This is a genomic window from Sphingobacterium sp. MYb388 (assembly GCF_037479535.1).
Taxonomy (GTDB): Bacteria; Bacteroidota; Bacteroidia; order Sphingobacteriales; family Sphingobacteriaceae; genus Sphingobacterium; species Sphingobacterium anhuiense.
The window spans coordinates 835,838-856,336 of the sequence record NZ_JBBGYV010000002.1; the positions used below are offsets into that span (position 1 = coordinate 835,838).

At 35.3% G+C, this 20,499-nt stretch carries 14 protein-coding genes and 1 pseudogene; 6 read left to right on the top strand and 9 right to left on the bottom strand.

Annotation, left to right across the window (positions count from 1 at the left end; translation table 11 throughout):
• Positions 1–29: 29 nt before the first annotated feature.
• Positions 30–1,343, bottom strand: coding sequence for a hypothetical protein (locus WH188_RS09430; protein WP_168127375.1), 1,314 nt, complete (start codon positions 1,341–1,343; stop codon positions 30–32).
• A gap of 190 nt (positions 1,344–1,533) precedes the next feature.
• Here WH188_RS09430 and WH188_RS09435 point away from each other — a divergent pair, with 190 nt between their 5' ends.
• A complete protein-coding gene (locus tag WH188_RS09435; protein WP_339423885.1) occupies positions 1,534–4,044 on the top strand; it encodes a hypothetical protein in 2,511 nt (836 codons plus the stop codon).
• A 309-nt stretch (positions 4,045–4,353) separates the two neighbouring features.
• Here the strand turns inward: WH188_RS09435 and WH188_RS09440 are convergent, their stop codons facing one another.
• Complete coding sequence (locus WH188_RS09440) at positions 4,354–4,713, bottom strand: lipocalin-like domain-containing protein (RefSeq protein ID WP_339423886.1); 360 nt, start codon at positions 4,711–4,713, stop codon at positions 4,354–4,356.
• Between the two features lie 326 nt (positions 4,714–5,039).
• Here WH188_RS09440 and WH188_RS09445 point away from each other — a divergent pair, with 326 nt between their 5' ends.
• Positions 5,040–6,083: a fatty acid desaturase gene (locus WH188_RS09445; RefSeq protein WP_339423887.1), complete on the top strand. Its 1,044-nt coding sequence runs from the start codon at positions 5,040–5,042 to the stop codon at positions 6,081–6,083.
• Between the two features lie 79 nt (positions 6,084–6,162).
• On the opposite strand, the gene WH188_RS09450 is transcribed toward WH188_RS09445, so the two are convergent.
• On the bottom strand, positions 6,163–6,729 hold the full coding sequence (locus WH188_RS09450) for a hypothetical protein (RefSeq protein WP_168127378.1): 567 nt from the start codon (positions 6,727–6,729) through the stop codon (positions 6,163–6,165).
• Positions 6,730–7,012: 283 nt separating this feature from the next.
• On the opposite strand from WH188_RS09450, the gene WH188_RS09455 reads away from it, so the two are divergent.
• Positions 7,013–7,966, top strand: a complete 954-nt coding sequence (locus tag WH188_RS09455; RefSeq protein WP_237682800.1) for a heavy metal-binding domain-containing protein — start codon at positions 7,013–7,015, stop codon at positions 7,964–7,966.
• A 165-nt stretch (positions 7,967–8,131) separates the two neighbouring features.
• Here WH188_RS09455 and WH188_RS09460 read toward each other — a convergent pair whose 3' ends face one another.
• The 6 genes and pseudogenes from WH188_RS09460 to WH188_RS09480 all read right to left on the bottom strand — a co-directional run bounded on the left by WH188_RS09460 (position 8,132) and on the right by WH188_RS09480 (position 13,158).
• On the bottom strand, positions 8,132–9,196 hold the full coding sequence (locus tag WH188_RS09460) for a fatty acid desaturase (protein ID WP_168127379.1): 1,065 nt from the start codon (positions 9,194–9,196) through the stop codon (positions 8,132–8,134).
• 335 nt (positions 9,197–9,531) lie between these two features.
• Positions 9,532–9,726, bottom strand: coding sequence for a cold-shock protein (locus tag WH188_RS09465; RefSeq protein WP_132841998.1), 195 nt, complete (start codon positions 9,724–9,726; stop codon positions 9,532–9,534).
• Positions 9,727–10,370: 644 nt separating this feature from the next.
• Positions 10,371–10,610 carry a discoidin domain-containing protein gene (locus WH188_RS09470; RefSeq protein ID WP_168127380.1) on the bottom strand — a complete coding sequence of 80 codons (240 nt, stop codon included), beginning with the start codon at positions 10,608–10,610 and terminating at the stop codon, positions 10,371–10,373.
• 83 nt (positions 10,611–10,693) lie between these two features.
• Entirely contained in the window at positions 10,694–11,488 is a 795-nt protein-coding gene (locus WH188_RS09475) for an SGNH/GDSL hydrolase family protein (protein ID WP_339423888.1), read from the bottom strand.
• A 167-nt stretch (positions 11,489–11,655) separates the two neighbouring features.
• Positions 11,656–11,994 (bottom strand): annotated as a pseudogene (locus tag WH188_RS26325) (MgtC/SapB family protein); the annotation flags it as partial.
• A gap of 615 nt (positions 11,995–12,609) precedes the next feature.
• Entirely contained in the window at positions 12,610–13,158 is a 549-nt protein-coding gene (locus tag WH188_RS09480; protein WP_168127383.1) for a hypothetical protein, read from the bottom strand.
• Positions 13,159–14,120: 962 nt separating this feature from the next.
• On the opposite strand from WH188_RS09480, the gene WH188_RS09485 reads away from it, so the two are divergent.
• Genes WH188_RS09485 through WH188_RS09495 form a run of 3 tightly spaced genes read left to right on the top strand, consistent with a single transcriptional unit; the run spans position 14,121 to position 20,495 of the window.
• Positions 14,121–17,660 (top strand): SusC/RagA family TonB-linked outer membrane protein, encoded by a 3,540-nt coding sequence (locus tag WH188_RS09485; RefSeq protein ID WP_168127384.1) that lies wholly within the window; start codon positions 14,121–14,123, stop codon positions 17,658–17,660.
• A 16-nt stretch (positions 17,661–17,676) separates the two neighbouring features.
• The gene (locus WH188_RS09490; protein WP_168127385.1) at positions 17,677–19,020 is read left to right on the top strand and encodes a RagB/SusD family nutrient uptake outer membrane protein; all 1,344 of its coding nucleotides are present in this window, start codon (positions 17,677–17,679) and stop codon (positions 19,018–19,020) included.
• A 5-nt stretch (positions 19,021–19,025) separates the two neighbouring features.
• Complete coding sequence (locus tag WH188_RS09495; RefSeq protein ID WP_168127386.1) at positions 19,026–20,495, top strand: TlpA family protein disulfide reductase; 1,470 nt, start codon at positions 19,026–19,028, stop codon at positions 20,493–20,495.
• The last annotated feature ends 4 nt before the right edge of the window (positions 20,496–20,499 follow it).

Here is a 20,499-nt window from a genome sequence, read left to right on the forward strand (position 1 = left end):
TGATGTTTTTTTATAGCATCGTATATTACCTAAGGCAGACTTTCCATTTTGAAATTAGAAAATTTACCTATTCCGGAAAACATAAGATTGGCACCTAAGATATTGCCGATTGAGTTTTCATAATGGGTTTGAAATACTTTTTGACCTTCAATATATAGCGTAACCACTTTGTTGATAATAGTGAGCTTAATATGTCCTCCATTAGAAAGATTATGTCCTAAGGTCCGTAAATCTTCAGATTTGCCACTTTTATACTTCTCCGAAAACTTGTATGAGCTCCATGCCGTACATTCGGGTTTCATAAGTGATAATTCGTGCCGGTCTTTTTCTCCATATAACGTAATATCCACCTGAGAACACCTTACTCCGGGTCTTTCTTTAGAAGTTGTAATGAAAGCCTCCAGCATCATATTATCGCCAGATATTGCTGTTGGTTGCATGTTTGCATAATGTGTGAAAAAAGTACGTACGGTATCAACTCCAGCGGTTAATATTTGGTGAATACTAAGGTTAGGGGGAATCTGCCGATTAATACTTTTGGGTAATAAAATTGGATAAACACGGGTGGTGTCATATTGGATCTGAGCAGTAGCCTCCCAACCATCAGTAGCTAAAAAAACTCTTGCTGTATCGATTATTCTATTTTTATAATATAGTATAGGAAAATAAACTCCAGGTAATTCGTAGTAATGTATTAAAGTGCTGTCTGAAAATCTAGACCGGCCCCGTTTTCCATCTTTAAATTCAATTTCGTAGTCTGATAAACGGATATGTTCATCGTCTTTTGGTATAAGTTTAAATATTGCCGAGTGTGGGGTATGGCCCTCCGGATTCAGACATTTCAAATAAACAGCTGGATTTTTTTCACTTCTTGGCCACCATGTCCAAACAGCAGTCAGCAGTACGAGAGCAACTAAACACGCAAAAATAAAGAGACGATTAACACCTGTTTTTTTTGATGGACTTATTTCATTTGTTTTCGTTTCAGGAGCTATTCTATTATCGGCAACTTCCAAAGGTTCGAAAGTTTCTTTAGCATTTTGGACTTTCTCAAACTCCTGCCAATCCCGGAATCCGACAAATGCAGCAAGAGCGTCTCTTGTCGCTTTTTGTGGATAATAACGTTCAGTCGTTTTGAGTTTTCCAAAGATTCTTTTTAACGTGTTTTCACTGATCAGTACTTTCGTTTCCCGCCTCAGCTGTGCACTCAATTGAACATAATCACTATTCTTCCATAGTTCACTTTTCGTCTTTCCAAATTTGGAAGCAACCTCTTGACAACAAAGCTCCAACAATCTGAAGTCATTACCAATTTTGTCTTGTCCAAAGTTGTTTTTACTCATGATTAATTTATTGGTAATAAGGATATTAAGTTGTTGTTAATAATGGTTTTTGTTTGTACAGAAATGGCTTCCTTAATCAGGATAATCTTAATTAATTTTGCTCGTAGGATGATCGTTCCATGCGTTATATCCTGATTAGTACAAACCAAATATAAGAATTAAAAACTTTTATTATAAGCCACTTTAATACATGAATCACTCAATGACTGAATTAACGAAAAATCGAATCGTTTCTTGGAAGAATAAGGTAACTTTTGCTTTAATCTTTTCAGGTGCACTGGTTTATCAAAATGCACATGCGCAACAAAAACAAAGCTATAAATCTGTAAGTGGTATTTATCCACATTTGGCGATGTATAACGAAGAAGGGGAGGCTGGTACTGGAGCTGTTATGCCATGGGCTGGTAAGCTTTGGGCGATTACTTATGGGCCTCATTTACCGCACGGATCTTCAGATAAATTGTATGAAATTGATGCCAACCTCAATCAGAATGTTCGTAAAGAAAGCATTGGCGGTACTCCTGCCAATCGCATGATCCATAAAGAAAGCAAGCAACTTTTTATGGGCCCCTATGCCATCAGCGGAACAGGTGAAGTACGAGTTATCCCAAATAAAGAAATGCCCGGCCGGCTTACAGGAAATGCACGTCACTTGACAGATCCTGCCAATAAGATCTTCTACGGTACTATGGAGGAAGGATTTTACGAGGTCGATGTAAAGAGCTTAAATGTGAAATGGCTCTATTCAGATACCAATCTAAAACCCTCTGACAGGCGCAATGTTCCAACAGCAAACTTACCCGGGTATCACGGCAAAGGATTGTATTCTGGGCAAGGCGTATTGGTTTATAGTAATAATGGCGAATATGGAGATAAAGCGCTTACACAATTTGATACACCTTCTGGAAGTTTATCAGAATGGGATGGAACTAATTGGAAAGTTATCCGTCGAAATCAGTTCGTTGAAGTGACAGGACCTGGAGGTGTGGAAGGAAATGCAAATCCACAGACAGATGCTATATGGGCAACAGGTTGGGACCATAAATCTATTTTGCTAGGTGTAAGAGGAGCGGGACAATGGACCTTTTTTAGATTGCCAAAAGCAAGCCGTAGTTACGATGGTGCTCATGGTTGGAATACCGAGTGGCCTCGTATTCGTAATGTCGGAAAAGAAGGACAGAACGATTATATCATGACTATGCACGGTATGTTCTGGTCATTCCCGGGGACATTTACTAATAACACGACAGCAGGAATACGTCCTAAGTCAGCTTATCTAAAAGTAATTGGTGATTTCACAAGATGGAACGATAAACTTGTCTTTGGTACCGACGACTCTGCACAAAAGGAATTTTTAAATAAAAGAAAAGCAAAGGGAAACTTGGAAGGACCTGGGCAGTCACATTCCAATCTTTGGTTTACCGATCGCAGTACGATTGATCATTTAGGACCAAACGCCTCAGAAGGTTCAGTATGGCAACAGGACGATGTAAAAGCTGGCGTGTACTCCGATCCGATGTTGTTCGTAGGCTGGAGCAGCCGTTCATCATGGATGCACAACCACAGTGATAAGTCTATTGTACTGACGGCAGAGGTCGATCTGAACGGGGATGGTAAATGGTCTAAAATAGGAGAATATCCCCTAAGAGCAGGTGAAACGCTTCATAAATCTTTCTCCTCAAAAGAGCAGGGCGAGTGGATTCGTCTCAAATCAGACCAAGATGCTCAGTTAAGTGTGCATTTTAACTATCACGATGCAGATAAGCGTGAAACAAAAGCGGATAAAATATTTACAGGTATATCTACAGATAGAGAGTTTTCCGGTGGTCTTTTGTACAGTTTGGGGCAAAATCGCAGAAGTTTAGGCTTATTAGCATACGATTATAATCATAAGGGACAGAAGGAGAAAGTCGGCTATTATGAAATGGATGATAAATTCAATTTAGTTCCAAAATCGGATGCAAAAACGGAACAGTTAATCGAAACAAAGTACAGCATCCCACAGCAGGTTGTCAATATTGAACCATCATCGGCTTTGATAGTCGATGACAAAGGACGCCGTTGGAGACTGCCGTTAGGAGACGATTCATTTACATCATTGACCAATGATGGAGCACTGCGGATCTGTAGAGAAGTTGCAACCGAGCGCGATTTGTTTAATCTGCACGGTACATTTTATGAACTTCCTGCTGAAAATGCAGATGGATATGCAAAAATACGTCCTGTATCATCACACAATCTGAAAATCAATGATTACGCTTCTTATCGCGGTATGCTGATCATGACGGGGTTAGATCTGGAAAAAGCAAAATCCAATTCAGAGCACATCTTTGTTTCAACTGATAAAAAAGCTGCGGTATGGGCAGGTGCCATTGATGATCTTTGGAAGTTGGGTAAACCAAAAGGGCATGGCGGGCCTTGGTACAAAACTGCCGTTCAAAAAGGAACTTCTTCAGATCCTTACCTGATTGGTTTTTATGACCATAAATCATTAGCGCTCTCGCATAATGCAAAGGGAACTGTCAATATAACATTAGAGGTTGACCCTGGTGGAGATGATAATTGGATGACTTTTAAAACACTAGCGGTGAAAAATGGACAGACACTCAAATTTGATTTTCCGAAAGACTTCCAAGCAAGATGGATCCGCTTTGTAAGTGATCAAAATTGTGAGGCGACAGCTTTGTTAGATTATAAATAATATGCATAATTCTATTTTCAGTTATAGGAAGATTATCATCCTGTAACTGAGAATATGGATTAAAACAAAATTTATTAATATCCGTAACATATTAAATGGCTTAAGATCACTTAAATCTATTTATATAAGACTATTACTATTTGCAAGTGCTTACGTATTTTATGGTCTTTTTATATCATAAAAGATTTTATGACCTAAAAAAGAAAATAGTACACCGACAACAGATTTGCTGACGGACAAGATTATTTTGTGTTCAATAAAAACTTTCTTTTAGTGACTTCCTAGAAACGATATATTCTTGGATATTAATTATTCTTCCGGATTGTCCGAAACTTTTTCATATTCTAATGTTCCGGTTTTGTCATTGCTGATCACCCTTTTTTTAGCATCGAATTGATCTACTTTGAAAGTTATAGAAATGATGCTGATTTTAATTGTAAGTGATTTATTGTCATCAGAAAGTTTCCATTTTCCTTTACGGGAATTTTCTCCGCTAACTCCTTTAAATGTTCCCCCTTCCATAAATATTTGGTAGGTTTCTTTTGGATTTGTCACGACACCATTTTTAGTCTCTTTGACAAGTTTCCATTTTCCGATGAGCTCTTTTGAGGTTTGACTATAGCTTAATAAGCCAGTCAAACAAAGAATAAGTGTAAGTAAAGTTTTCATAGATTGCATAAATTGTATAGGCAATTTAAGATTTTTACTTTAATTTTCTTATATGAATCTTAATATATTTGAATAAGATATCGTTTAGTTTTTCCTGGTAACTGTATGATTTACAGTATTTTACAGTTGTGAAATGAAAAATTGAAACTGCAGTTTATTTCCCCTTAAGTGCAGCTCATGGAAAATAAAGAAAAGAAACACTTCAAAGGTAATGTTAGAGTGTTTTAAACATCAGCTTATGTCAGCTCTGTGTTTGCTTTTGAGCTTAAAACCATTTATTTGTCCAAGATTAGGTATCTTGCAAGGAAATTTTAAGTGAGAAAATTGTGACGCATCAAGAACGGACAAGTAAAATCAGAAAAGAGATAATTGAGTCTTATAAAGCATTAAAATCTAAATATCCTTTGCTAAAATACCAAAATGCGATCGGACTCAGCATTTTTTTGCTCTGTGTGGGCGTGAGTCTACTGTTGGGATATCTGTGGTATATTGATGTTGTTCCAGCTTGGATCTTAATCGTAGTAAATGCATTTTTGTTTGGCGTTTTGCATGAATTGGAACATGATTTAATTCATTACATGTACTTTAAAGGTAATAAAGCCATTCATAATGTGATGTTATTTTCTGTATGGATCTTAAGACCTCTTACTTTAAATCCTTGGTTTAGGCGCACACTGCATTTACATCACCATCGTTTTTCGGGTACCTTACATGATGTCGAAGAAAGAGGTGTTACTAATGGTGAAAAATGGACATTGAAACGTCTTTTGTTTACTCCGGATTTGGTTTTAGGAAATTTACTTCGCGTCAGAGGATTATTCTCTGATATTAAACGTGAAGTAGACAATGGCAATTTGAAATTTGAAACTGCTCATAAACTTAAACTGTGCGGTGTCTTTGGATTAATTTCTCTGACCATCGTTTCACATCTAATTTTGTATTTCTTTGGTGCAGATTTATTACTTGACTTTTTAAATCGAAAATTTGAAATAGGCTTCGTTTTTCCAGCAATGATTAAATCAATATTAAGTTGGTGTAGTCCTATTATTTATATTATCCTATTACCAAATTTATTGCGCCAGTTCTGTCTCCATTTTATCACTTCAAATTTACATTATTTTGGAGATGTAGAAAAAGGAAACGTAATCGAACAGACGCAGATACTAACCGTTTGGTGGACTTATCCATTTCAGATATTCTGTTTCTTTTTCGGATGGACACATGGTATTCATCATTTTGTCGTTAATGAATCGTTCTATGTAAGGCATATCGCCCGTAAAAAAGCACATGAAATCATGAAAGCACATGGTGTCCGTTTTAATGATATGGGAACATTTAGAAGAGCAAATCGTTTTAATGAAATAAGTTAGCTTTTATAAGTCTATGAATTGCGAATGAAATTGATTGATGGCGCTTGGATGTAGGTCTTATTACTATCTTCCTGTGCCATTATCTTCCTTGAAGCAAACCACTCGATGTCGCTTTCTCTTTCGCTTCTTTTAACTTTTCTTTTTCATTTTTATAATTTTTTTTTAACTTTTCGAGACGTATTTTCTTTTCGCTTTTGCTTAAATAATGATCAGCCTCAATAAGTTTTTTGTCGGCATCATAACGATTTTCCAATTTTTCTAATGCCTCATCTGCCTTGTCGGTCACATTATCTTTAATGGAGGCTCGTTCATCACCATATTTTTCCAACCAGGTTTTTTGTTGTTCTGCAGTTAATATGTTAAAAATTTCGTTCTTATGTTGCAATGCAAGTTCGCGTTTCTTTTGTCCCTTTTGATAGCCAGATAAAGATGAATTGCGACCAATTGCTTCAAACTTAGACGCTGTGCTTTTATTTATCGCATTAATTTTTTCTTCCTGTTGAGGAGTTAGTCCGAGTTCTTGATCATGTTCCAGACTATCGGTGTATATAGCCGTACTTTCATTTTTTGCTCCATTTTGTTGCGCGCAAGCACTAAAACTGAGGGTGAAAAGAGAGATACCTGTTAATAGAATAAGTTTCATCATATTAATTTGTTGAATTTAAGTACGTTGAAAATCGTGCCAGACATCCCTAATTTAATCTTCAGTTAATACAGTTTGCAGTGATGGCGCATAGCATGCAAAGAAATGTTATGGGGGGTTAGCAAAAGTGGAATCAGTAAATTTTACAAATCAAACTCAAAATACCGTAAAATAGAAAGCCCAACTTTTGCTCATCTTTGTATTGTCCTTTCGATAGTAGATATTTAAGTAGGACGGAAAACAAAAAGGTAGATTTCAAGATTTAATCTACAAACACTATGCATATATGAAAAATTTTAAAATTATATTTTTAGGATTGACGGCCATGACAACAGTCGTAGCTTGTAACAATCCCGGAAATAGTACAACAGAAACCATGACAGCACAACAAGACTCGATTCACAATCACGATCATACTTATGCCTGTACTATGCACCCTGAAGTAACAGGACATAAAGGTGAAAAATGTACCAAATGTGGTATGGAATTACAGCCTATTCATAAGGAGGATGAGGCTAAGTTGGCGGTTAGTATTTTAGCTTCGCCGCGGCCTATAGAAGCCGGAAAACAAACAGCGCTGTCGATTTCGATCAAGGAAAATGAAAAAAATGTTGCACTTGAGGAGGTACATGAAATGAAAATGCATCTCTTGGTTGTAAATGAAGATTTATCTTGGTTTGATCATATTCATCCCGAAGAACAGCAGGATGGTAGTTATAGTGTGAAAGAAATATTTCCTGCCGCAGGCAACTACCTGCTGTTTACAGATTACAAACCTAAGGGATTGGCTGGAGAAGTTACGATGAAGAAACTTGAAGTAACAGGTAATGTGGCTACCAGTTCTTTTAAATTGAATCCAAAAGCAGTTTCAACAACAGCAGGATATACCGTTACTTTGATTAATGCTAATGATCTAAAAACAAATCAGACACAGGATCTGCAATTCTCAGTCGAAAAGAATGGCAAGAAACTCGTGGAAAGCGATTTTCAAAATTATTTAGGAGCAACGGCTCATATTGTTATGATCGGAGCAAAAGATAAAGATTTCCTTCATAGCCATCCGGTATCAGACAAGCGCTTTCCGATATATGCGCAAACCAATATTAAAAAAGCGGGAGTATACCGCATGTGGGCGCAGTTTAAAATTGAGGGACAAGTGCACACGGCAGATTTTACAGTCGACGTAGCCCAGGGAGCGAAAGGTACTGATGAAGGAAAGCATCATGGACACCAGCATTAAATGATTATAAATAATTAATGTAAGAACGCCTAACTTTTTAATTAAAGTTAGGCGTTCCTGTATTATTTTTTATTTTGCGAATAATTATCTGGATTGAGATAAGATCTACAGTGCAATAACATTTTCGAAAACAAAAGAGATCATGATATTTACGCTATTTTATGATTACATTTCAGCACTAACATTATCTTTTTTTTTGTTCATTTTTGCTTCGAGATAAGGATTGTGATACTGTTTGTAAAACAATTTCTTGTCATCTCTATAGCTAGATATAGCGCCCAGTTTATGCATTAATTTGATGTAATACCAAGCGAGATCTACCTGATGAGGTTTAAAACCACTTCGTGCACTTTTAGGAAATAAATGGTGATTATTATGCCATTCTCCTGCCACAATTCCGGGCCATACCTGGTTGATAGATTTGTCATTCACACTGAAATCTGTGCCTTCCTTTTGTTTATCTTCTCCTTTGGCATGACCTTCATAGTTAAAAGTACGGACACCAATTCCCCAGAAAGCTGCCGCACCAAACAAACTGCAAGCAAGTGGATGACCGCCTATTAGGAAAAATACAGTGTACCAAAATGCCCAGTTTAATAATGATGATACTATAGCATAAACAGGAGGTACATATGATCCCCATTTTTTATATTGATGATAAGAGTTCGCTGGTACACCCGTATGTGACATCAGGGATTTAACTCTGTTATAATCCTGCTCATTCAGGTTCTTAGATATCGGCTGGTGATTGACATCTGCAAGAAAACAGTATAAAAACCCAGCTTGGGCATTATAAGGATCACCTGGTTGATCTGATTTGGCATGATGTACGTGGTGTGATATGACATATATTTCTTCTGGAATAACACTGATTGTGAGATTTTGCGTAACAAACCGCCAAAAAGGATTTTTAAACTTATAGGCTCCATGCGTACAATAGCGGTGGTGCCAGATCGTTCCGTGGGTACCCATGATGATCATACTGTATACGAAGGCGGCCAAAACTGTCCACCAAGTTAGGTAATTCGTTAAAAAAATAAAGAAAAATGGAATGAGGCAGGCGATTTTGAGCCAGCTAAAAAAAGGTAGCCAGTTTCTGCGGTCTTTGAAGATGTTAAGTCTTTTAAAGAATTCACTGATGATCTCTTTGTTGCTTGGTTTAATTAGTTTACCCGTCTCGTCTTGCCACCCGTAGGAAGGCGGTTGCAGTACATAATCTAAAAATGACATGTTAATTTAATTTTTTCAGTGTGTATTATTTACAATATCATATCGAATCAACCGCAATAATAATAAATCTTAAAAATTTATGCAATAGAAAAATAATTATGATTAGAAGCGGATGATGAACTTCATTTATAGGGTAATAATACAGCTTAGGTGGTGTAATGAATAGAAGGAATATGATTTGGCAATTGATCAGGAATATAAAGTAAATGCCATTCTAGTCCTTTTATGTAAAGGTTTTGGATTGGAGGGTACATGTTAAAAAAATGTAGTTAATTAGCAAAATTGCTAATCACTACATCAAAAATACCGAGAATTAGTATAATTCCCGAATTCTTTTATCTTGCTATACGCACATTAAATGCGTTAACACCTTTTTGACCATTTTCTACTTCGTAAGTAACTTTTTCGTTTTCGCGGATATCATCCATTAAACCTGTTGAATGTACAAATACATCCTGACCACCGTTTGCTGGTGTAATAAAACCGAAACCTTTAGTAACGTTAAAGAATTTTACTGTTCCTTCTTGCATTATATTATTGTTTTTATTATAAATTATTTAATTCTGAACTGCTGTAAAAGACATAATATATGACTTTCAGAAGTTAATCGATCTGCTAGAAAGAAAAAGGATGTGTGTAAATTGAAGGTTGATCGGAGTCAAGCTCTAAGAGTACTGCGCACTTTTTATGAATAACAAAAATTAGCAATTGAGAGAAGTAGACATACAATGTAGGGAAAATCTACTATTTTTAGTACCGCAATCATGCTTGATTCTAAGACAAAGATAAGTGTAAATTATTTAAAATCAAAATATTTTTTTCAAAATTTATCAATTTTATTTTCAGTAAAATATTAAAACTGTAACTCAAATTAATGAATACTCAAAGGTTATAGAGTCAGAACCTGTAAAATGCTAATATACCAGTCCACTTTCACCAATTCCGATCCAGGCATATATGGTATTCTCTTTTATGAAAGGATTATTGTTTTAATTCAGATTTTTCAGCTAAACCTTTTCTGTCATTACCAATTTAGAGATCAATTCATCATATTCTATGGAACGAGTCCGATATCTACGGAAGTGATTTTTTTATCGAATTGAAAAACCATTGTGAAAGGCTTATGAGGTTTACGCTCATAAGCCTTTTATTATTAGTTCCTTTTTATAATTAATTAGTAAAGCCCCAATTCAGCTATAGCGGCATCGCCTGTCCCATCCCAAGAGGATTTAAGAATAATTTTAAATGATTTTACGCTATGCTCGCTGTTGAAGTGGAAGTATTGCGGGCCTTGGCTATATATCTTTTGAAACACGCCTGCTGAAGTAAAGTTTGTACCATCATCACTTACCTGTACCTCAAAGTTCTTACTATGTCTATAAGCTCCAGGGCGAGCGTATAAGATTAACATCATGGGTGTCGTATATACTAATACGTATAAAATATAATCTGAGTTTAAATTTCTCCAGATCTGTTATTGCATAAAACTCATCACTTTCATTTTACATAAAATTTTAAAAACTTAATTCTTTCACTGACCTTTTCAATCCAATACCTAGACATAAGTTCATGTCCAAATACAGTCGGGTGAATACCATCCCAGATCCAATAATTTACGGGCATCTTTTTGATGGCTTGATCAAAAATCAATTTGTAGTCCAGTAAAATAGCATCAAATTCATTAGCTAGCTTTTTAATAACTTGACATTGTTGAGATACCCCTTTCTCATACAAGTCCCAGTTATTTTTAATATTACTAATAGGATAAACAAACGGAAGACCTAAAACAAGAAGAACTTCGGGATTACTTCTACGGGCTTTCTGAAGTAGAAATCTATACTCTTGTTCAAAATCTGCTAAAATAGATTCTCCTTTCAAAGTATTTACGGAGAAAATCACATCGTTAATACCAACTAATATACTTAATACATCTGGTTTAAGAGCTATTGTATCCTCTTCCCATCTTTTCAAAAGATCGGAAACTTTATTACCACTTATTCCTCTGTTATAAAATTCAAATCCTTGATCAGGAAAATCGGCGCCAATTCTACTCGATACGGAATGGGCATAACCATGTCCCATAATATGATTAGGATCAAGACTACGTCCCCTGTTTCCATCTGTAATAGAATCCCCCTGAAATAAAAAAACTAAATTCTTAACTTTAGCCCTTAAGTTATCGTCAAGCCGGACATTAGCAGGAAATAAAGTAGACGGATAGCAAATTGTTCCTGTTATTAATGCGAGACTATTGTTAATAAAAGTTCTTCTGGATGTAAAAATTTTGTTCATACAATACAATTGTTAATTTCTATTTTTTTTCATTAAAATGATTCAGTAGTGTCCTAAACGTTTAGAAAGTAGCGTTGTTTTAATACAGCAAAGGTTCGATATTTAAATCGCAAAATTTTCACACACCTCCACTGTAAATTTAAACGTTTTTAATCAGATTTTATCTCTTACAGACCGCGAATAATCAAAGATTTGGTTGCAATCATTCGTTCCACCCTGGTAACCATTAATAATACCCTAAAAGTAATTAATGTTAAGCATAGAGTAAGTGCGTGATAACCTATTCCTGCTGTCATTCCAATTGCTGCAGAAGTCCAGATTACAGCAGCAGTCGTCATACCACGAATAGAAATTTTGTCTTAAAAAACTACACCTGCCCCAATAAATCCAATACCTGTAATAATATTTGCCGAAATTCGGTCATCAGTACCTGCACTATGCTGTGAAATTATAGTGAAAATTGTCGAGCCCAGTGAAATTAGAATTATTGTTCTAAAGGCGGCAGACTCATTTTTGTATCCCGCTCAAAGCCAATGACTCCTCTACATATGATAGAAATAACTATTGCTATCATGTCTTTAATTTCTACTGTAAAATCCATTAGTAAATCTTCTTATATTTATTGCTTCTTTTAACTGTTTTGGCTGATTTTGTTAAGGTTTCTTTCTCTACTACTAAGTTCATATTCTGCCGGAAAGTAGGGGAGATATTTTGTGGTAATGATTGCGGAGTATTTATACAGTTTAAGATGCAATCTTCATAGATAATTGTAATACTTCAGACCAACTGTTTTGGAAGTATTGGATTGCTTTCTCCTTATATTCTGGATTTTCTCTTACTGAAATTATTTTCATTTTATCTGCCATTATTATAAAAAGTTCATCTTATTTAAACTTCACAAATCCACGATGTATTAGATCTACTTAATTTTTAGCATGGTAATCTCATTGCTCTCTACCTTAACCTTTTTATTCTTACTCATAATTCCCCGGTTTTTATAATTGTTCGTAAGTGCTACTTTTTGTTTTGGATTCAGCAACATACAATTAAAGAGGTTTTAAAAATTCAGGATGGTAGATTTTCTTGAAACTCTTCAGTAACCTCCATTATATTAATGCTATTTACTTTTTTCTTCTGTTATTTGCTTCTCTATTGTATTCTTTAATCTGTTCCAAATTATGTAAATATTCCTCTTCGCTATTAATTCTTACATCTGGGAATCTAAGAGTACATAGAAAGCCTAAATCTTCTCCTAAGGTTAGTTCTAACTTTGTGATTTCCTCAATTTTAATATTTTCATCCTCTTGAAAAATTAAATAGTCAATTCTACTTGATTTTAAGCATGAATTTTGAACAACTTCTTTTTTTGGAAGAATTTCGAATTGATGTCTATCTTTTAATATTTCACCCATTTTTGTGAGTTTAGGTGAATAGTTAATACTTCTTATTTCATCAAAATATTCTTCTCCAAAAATTTCTGTTAGAAAGGATTCGTGTTGTTTTTTTAGCAATATTTTTAGCGTTAAGAATTCCTTACATGTAAAATTTGGATGTTTTTTATGTTTCATATCCGAAAGTTTAGGAACTTCGATATTAGTCCAAGCACTAATTTCAGATAATAAGTACTTTGAATTTTTAATAATATTTGAAAGGTTAGTTTTCCAGATCATATTTTACACTTATTATTTTTTTAATTATACCAAAGATAAGTGTTACTTATCTTTGGTATAATTAATAGCGATAAAGTAGGGTGTAACCCTAACTTAGCGATGTTACTCATGAACGAAAACGACCAAAATTCCACATGAGATAATCGTGAGTTCGCCATTTCTATTAGATTTTTATATCTTAGTGATATAGTCTAATAGGGCGGACTTCATGTCAGTCTTTTGTGGAAAATAATCTTTGGATTATTGGTGCTTGGTCGTGCCTCGTTCAAAAGCATTGAAGTTCGCCCTATTGGTTTTAGGCCAAATTGACTACTTCAATGTTTGATTAGCTTCGTTCACATAAACTTTAAAATTATGATTAAACGAAAAGTAACCATTCACAGAACCACTCTAAACCTGATCAAGGATCAAGGTTATCGGTTTGCCCATTGCAATCTTATAAAGAACGTCATTTGCGCTCCCCAATAAGAGCCTACAATAAACATATAGTCCAATAGGAGAGAGTTAGCTCTAGCCAAATCCAAAGGCGCGTTTGCTGTAAAAAGTATGGCGTAATGGCCCGACCTTGATACTGAAAAAACGGAAATGGAAGAGGGTTGAAGCAAATAAGCTGTTATTCCCTAAAAGACATATGTTACCGACTTTTATTCTATTGGTATACAATTGCTTGTTCCAACAAAAAGAGGATCGGAGGCCTACTTTTCATTTTGCACCTTAAAAGTACGACGTTTCTCTTAGTAAAGCAAATAATTGTCATTACAATTTTATCGTGATACACTAATATTTTAATAGTCGGTTTTTGTTCTTTATCTAAATTATGCAATAGCGATGACCAGTTATAATCCTTGATGTAGACCAATAATTGCATTTTTTCTAAACTTATTTTTTAACTATTGAAGTTGAACAGGGAGTCTATTGTCTAATTTTTAGCTTCTTTTTAAATCTCAATTTAACCTAAAAAAATGCAAAAACTTTGCAACAGGGAGAGCTATGCGCTGTCCCCAGGGAAAAATACTGTCCTAAATCTTGAGTTATTTTTTGGTCTTCAATCAAAAACAAACCAAAAAATAAACACATTGAAAAGTTCTATACTAAAAAGTGAAAACGTTAAACATGATTACGCTTTACAAAAGCATGATCAACCTACGGTTTCATATATAAAAATACATTGGAAGCTAGTGCTTTGCATCCTGCTTTCTCCAATGCTACATGCCTTTAATCTGCTCTTGTGCTTATTAAAGGCCATAAAAGTAATTGCGATACCCTGTATCATGATCATCGCAGTATTTCATAGTTTATGTTTATCAGCTCAGACACTCCGCAAGGACAGCGGGGTGAATGGGCAGGTAAAATCTGAGCTAACTGGTGTTGTTGTATCCTCCTCCGATGGTACACCACTGCAAGGAGTATCTGTGCGAATCGATGCCGAAAACTTACAGATTAAAACTTCCCAAGATGGAAGGTTTCAACTGACAGTCACTAATAAAAAAGGAAAGATTGGATTCTCCTCCATCGGTTTTAAAAGCCAAGAACTCAATTATACCTCAGGAGTATCAATGACTGTGAAATTGATACCTGAAGATAACCAGCTTGATGAAGTAGAGGTAGTATCTACCGGATACCAGAAGATACCCAAAGAACGAGCAACGGGGAGTTTTGTGCAGATCGATAACGAGCTTTTAAATAGGAGAGTGAGTACGAATATACTGGATCGATTGGAAGGAGTAACGAGCGGTGTTAACTTTAATCGCTCTTCTGGTGGAGCAGGAGGTTTATTACCACCCAATGAGCAGACTGGTCTATCTATACGCGGGCGATCAACTATAGATAATGATGTAAGTGCTGATCCACTTATTATTCTAGATAATTTTCCTTTTGAAGGTAGTTTAGATCAAATCAATCCTAATGATATTGAAAGCATAACGGTATTACGTGATGCTGCAGCAGCTTCTATTTGGGGTGCACGTTCAGGGAATGGTGTCATTGTGATAACGACCAAAAAAGCTGCGTTTAGAGAACAAACAAAGATTGACTTTAATACTTCAACCACAATTGGAACAAAACCTAACTTGAAATATAGCCGAAATTTTATTCCCAGTGCCGAATTTATGACTGTTGAGCGTCAGCTTTTTGATAAAGGTTTTTATAGTGATTTGTTATCCAATAACACAACTTTTCCTTTAGTAAGCCCTTATGTTGAATTGTTGGATCAACACCGATCGGGTGATATAGATGAAAATATACTTAAGCTTGCAGAACAAAAGTTTGCTAAGATAGATAGTCGAAATGAGACTTCAGAAAACTTTTACCAAACTTCAGTGAAGAACCAATATGCGTTTGGAATTCGCTCTGGAGGAGAAAAATTTAGCAATTATTTTTCTGTTGGCTACAATGATAATCGAGAAGTCGTTCAAAAGAGTGGTCTAAAAAGATGGACAATGAATATCTCTCCGCAGTTTAAGTTATTACAAAATCTAACTTTTTCTCCATCGGTATCAGTGACCAATACCACAGAACGATATGGTTACAGCTACAGTTCACCCTATCCCTATATTTCATACACAGGTGAGGATGGTATTCCGCTCATGGTACCAAGTGGTTATAGAGATAGCTATCTACGAGAAATGGAAAGTAAAGGCTTTAAAGACTGGTCACTTCGCCCATTAGAAGAGAAAGAACTCAAGGATACCCATGCTAAGCGGTTGCATACAATTTTAAATGGTCAATTAATGTATGCTCCTTTGAATTGGTTGTCATTCGCCTCCCTCTTTCAATATGAACGTCAGCAGAGTGAGTATGAAGATTTGAAGAATAAGAATAGCTATTATGTCAGAAATTTAGTCAATCGCTATACGCAAGTGAATGGTACAAATTTTACTTACCCTATACCCGATGCGGATATACTTGATCATACTCGAGATAGGTTAGAAGCTTATAATTTTCGGATTAATAGCGCGATGAATAAAAGATGGTCAGACAAGCATCAATTAAATGCTTTATTGGGTGCTGAAATGAAATCGACAATTATTGCAGCTCACTCAGGACGGTATTATGGCTATGATCACGAGACTGGAACGATTTTAAGCAATCTAAACTTTAATCAATACTATCCAATTAATCCGAATGGATTAGGATCACAGCTGATTGATGATGGTGTTGGAAATATGAGTGAACTGACTCGCCGTTCTGTTTCTTATTTCTTTAATGGTGCTTACCAATTTCGAGAACGGTATACATTATCCGCCTCAGCTCGAAAAGATGGTGCTAATTTATATGGAGTAAAGACCAATGATAAATTTGTACCACTGTGGTCGGTCGGACTTTTATATTACATTTCAAAAGAAGATTTTTATAAATCAACGTTGTTGCCAACATTAAAGCTTCGGTTTACGTATGGTTATAATGGAAATTCCTATAATCAATCTGCTTACCTTATTGCAAGCTTTAATAGGAACACACTTAATGGTTTTCGACAAGCTACCATTCAAAATCCACCCAATCCATTGTTAAGGTGGGAGCAAGTCCGCAATATTAACTTATCAATGCAGTTTGCTTCCAAAGGAAATCGTATTTCGGGTTCGATAGAGCTCTTCCAAAAGGATGGAATGGATCTTATACAGGAGATCTTGCTTCGACCTTCCTCAGGTTTTAATAGTTACAAAGGTAATTCTGCTTCAGTCCGTAATAGGGGGGTGGATCTACAATTAACTAGTATAAATACAAAAGATAAGTTTAATTGGAGTACCGTATATCTATTAAGTTTGATCAAGGATAAGGTTCTTTCTTTTAATGAAGAATATCCAACAAGGTATTTGGTATCTAATTCGTCCGCAGTTGACGGACCTGCACGCTATGGTCTATACATTAAAGAGGGTAATTCGCTTTATGGCGTATATAGTTACCGGTCATCTGGACTGGATGAAAATGGAGATCCTATGGGCTATTTAAATGGAGTTGAATCTAAAGATTATGCAGGTATTATTGCCGCCAGTAATACCATGGATAATGTTAACTATCATGGAAGTAGTAGGCCTACGTTGTTTGGTTCATTGCGCAATACTTTTTCATACCGAAAGTGGTCACTTTCAGCTAATATTCTTCTTAAGTCTGGTTTCTACATCAGAAAGAAAAGTAGTAGTACTAACTTAAACGAGGTACTTTCGATGCCAAATGCAGATTTTATGTTGGAATTTGATCCTCAGAACCCGAATAAAGAAACAACTATGCCTGCATTGGTCTATCCTGTTAATGCAAGCCGCAATACATTTTATCAAAATTCGGAAGCCTTAGTTTTATCAGGTGATCATATTCGTTTACAGGATATTTCCTTGTCGTACCAGATGAAGTTTTCACGATTTACAGTAGATTTTTATTCTTACATAGACAACCTTGGAATCTTATGGCGTAAGAATAAAGTAGGTATAGATCCTGATGTTAACGATTATTTCGGTTTATATCCAATCCCAACCAGTTACTCACTTGGTGCTCGTATCCAGTTCTAATTTAAAAATTCTGATTATGAAATATCTCATTTATTTTTTCTGCTTGTTTTTCAGCTATTCTTGTAAAAAGATAGATAACTGGCTGGATGTAAAATCAAAAAATAGTGATGTCATACTAAAAAGTTTGGATGACTATCAATCATTATTGGATAATACGACAGTGATGAATACTACGCCCGGTATGGGCATTATCTGCGCTGATAATATCCATCTCCTTGAAAATACTGTTTTAACAGTTGGAAATCCTTCGGAACGAAATGCTTATATCTGGAAAGAAGATATTTATGAAGGCGCAATTGGAACGGGAACTGGAGATTGGACAGTACCATACCGAGCTATAGCGTATGCCAATATCGTAATGGAAGGAACAGATAAAGTCACAAAATCAAGTGCCGAAAAGGATAATATTCGAGGTTCTGCATTGTATTATCGAGGGTTTCACTATTATCAGTTATTGCAGCTTTATGCTCCTCAATATGTAAAGGGTGCTTCACTATCTTGCGTGCTTCCTATGCGCTCTAGATCGGATATCAGTGATAACGGTAATCTGATCACGGTAGAAGCTTGCTATGAGCAAGTAATTAAAGATTTGACTGCCTCATTAGAAATCTTGCCAATCGTTCCTGCAAGGAAGACACGACCATCTCGCTCTGCAGCTTTAGCTATGCTAGCAAAGGTCTATTTAACGATGCAAAGCTATGATAAAGCATTGCAATATGCAGAGGAGTATTTGAAGGACAATAATGAGCTAATTGATTTTTCGAGTTTGAATACAGCAGCTACATTACCTTTTCCAACCATAGATAAAGGAAATAAAGAGATCGTGTTCTATGCTGGTCCGATCAGTTACTTTTTTGTATCGTATGGAGATCTTAGGGTTAATGATGAATTATTTGATAGCTATAAAGATAATGATACCCGAAAATCTGCTTTCTTTAGAATGAACGTTGATGGTTCAAAATCCTTCAAGGGGCGTTATACAGGTACAGTTGGTCTGTTTTCAGGATTAGCGAATAATGAAATTCTTCTGATTAAGGCAGAATGTCTTGTTAGAACTGGTTCGTGGAAAGAAGGAAGAGATTTATTGAATCATCTTTGTAGTTATCGATACAAAGATTTTTCAGCACCACTGAATGAAACGACTGATGATGTGCTTTTCCGGGTCTTGGAGGAACGTCGTAAAGAGCTTGTGTTTACAGGTAATTGTAGATGGGAAGATTTGAGAAGATTGAATAAGGATTCAAGATTTGCAAAAACACTCACAAGAACACTTTCTGGTAAACAGTATATATTACCTCCTAATGATCCCAAATATACTTTGCCAGTTATTCCCCAAGAATTAATCATAAAAAATAAATAATGATCATGAAAATACGAATAATACATTACTTAATTAACCTATGTATTTTTTTTGGTTGCCATCATATCGGTTTTGCACAAACGGCAACTATTGATATTAGAAAATTGAAAGATAGTAACTTAAAAAATGAATTGAATTGTTACTGGACAGATGACAATTTCGAATTTTTCAATCGAACTCCTCACAGAAAAAACAAGGCATTAAAACATGATTCTATATTTACGATTAAGTTTGATAAAGGAATAGATCACCGATATATCACTTTAAAAACGGGTAATGAGAAAAATGCGGACAAAATATTATTATTGGATTTTTTAATTTTCCTTGGAGATAGCGTGGTCATTTCCGAAGAAGATGATCGCTTAGTATTTAATGGTATTGGGGCTGAAATTATGAATTTGCAATATCAACTTAGTCGAATAGAAAAAACAGTATCATTTCCACATTATGTAAATAAAAAGATCGATCTTGTAGAAAAAGAACCTGAACTGTCTTCGATTCTTCATGATAAGCTCCAGTCACTTTTACAGTATAATTACATGAAGCGTGATAGTCAACTAATTGTATTAGATCGTTATATAAATCAAATAGACAAGAATAGTTATCGATTGCTGAAATTAAATATTATTGGTAAAAATGAACAAAACTTGCTGACACAATTGATAATGGTCTTTTATCGTATCAGTAAAGAAAATCCCAATCTTGAAAATGAGAAATCATTATTTATACAGGAATACCTAAGACGGAATACACGACTTCATGAAGTTACTAATAAGAATTTTTTTCAGGCAAACGAAATGGAAAACTATTTTATGGAAAGAATGAGGCTAAGAAAATGGCTGGGTACAGCATTTGAAAAAGAGTGGGATTACGGGATGATGAAGCAAGAAAGTCTAGATAGAATATATTATCGTTATTTTTTTCAGAATTATTCTAAAATGGATGACGCCCAGCAGGCTAAAATACTGTCAAATATTTCATGTGAAAAATATATAGATGCTGTGCAACTATTTCGAGTTCAAACAACTCAAGGACAATTGTTGCCAGATTTTAAGTTGATGGATACAAGTGGAAATTTGGTCCAATTTTCTGATTTACGCGGGAAAATAATTGTTCTTGATTTCTGGTTTACTGGTTGTGCAAATTGCAAAGTACTACACGAGGAGATGAAGGCCGTAAGGAAAGAATTAGGGGATGTGAAGGATCTTTGTTTTGTTAATATTTCTATCGATGAAGATATGGAGAAATGGAAGAAATCTGTTCAATCTGGATCGTACAGTGATTCTTCAGATATTAGTCTTTACACTATGGGAGAAAAGTCGTTACATCCTATTATAAAGTTCTTTAATGTAATTTCTTATCCGAGACAAGTTATTTTGGATAAAGAAATGAGAATCGTAACGACTCAGGTTCCAAGACCGAGTTCACAAGAACAAGCAACAGCTTTAGTTAGTTTAATAAAGAGTATTAAATAAAAAA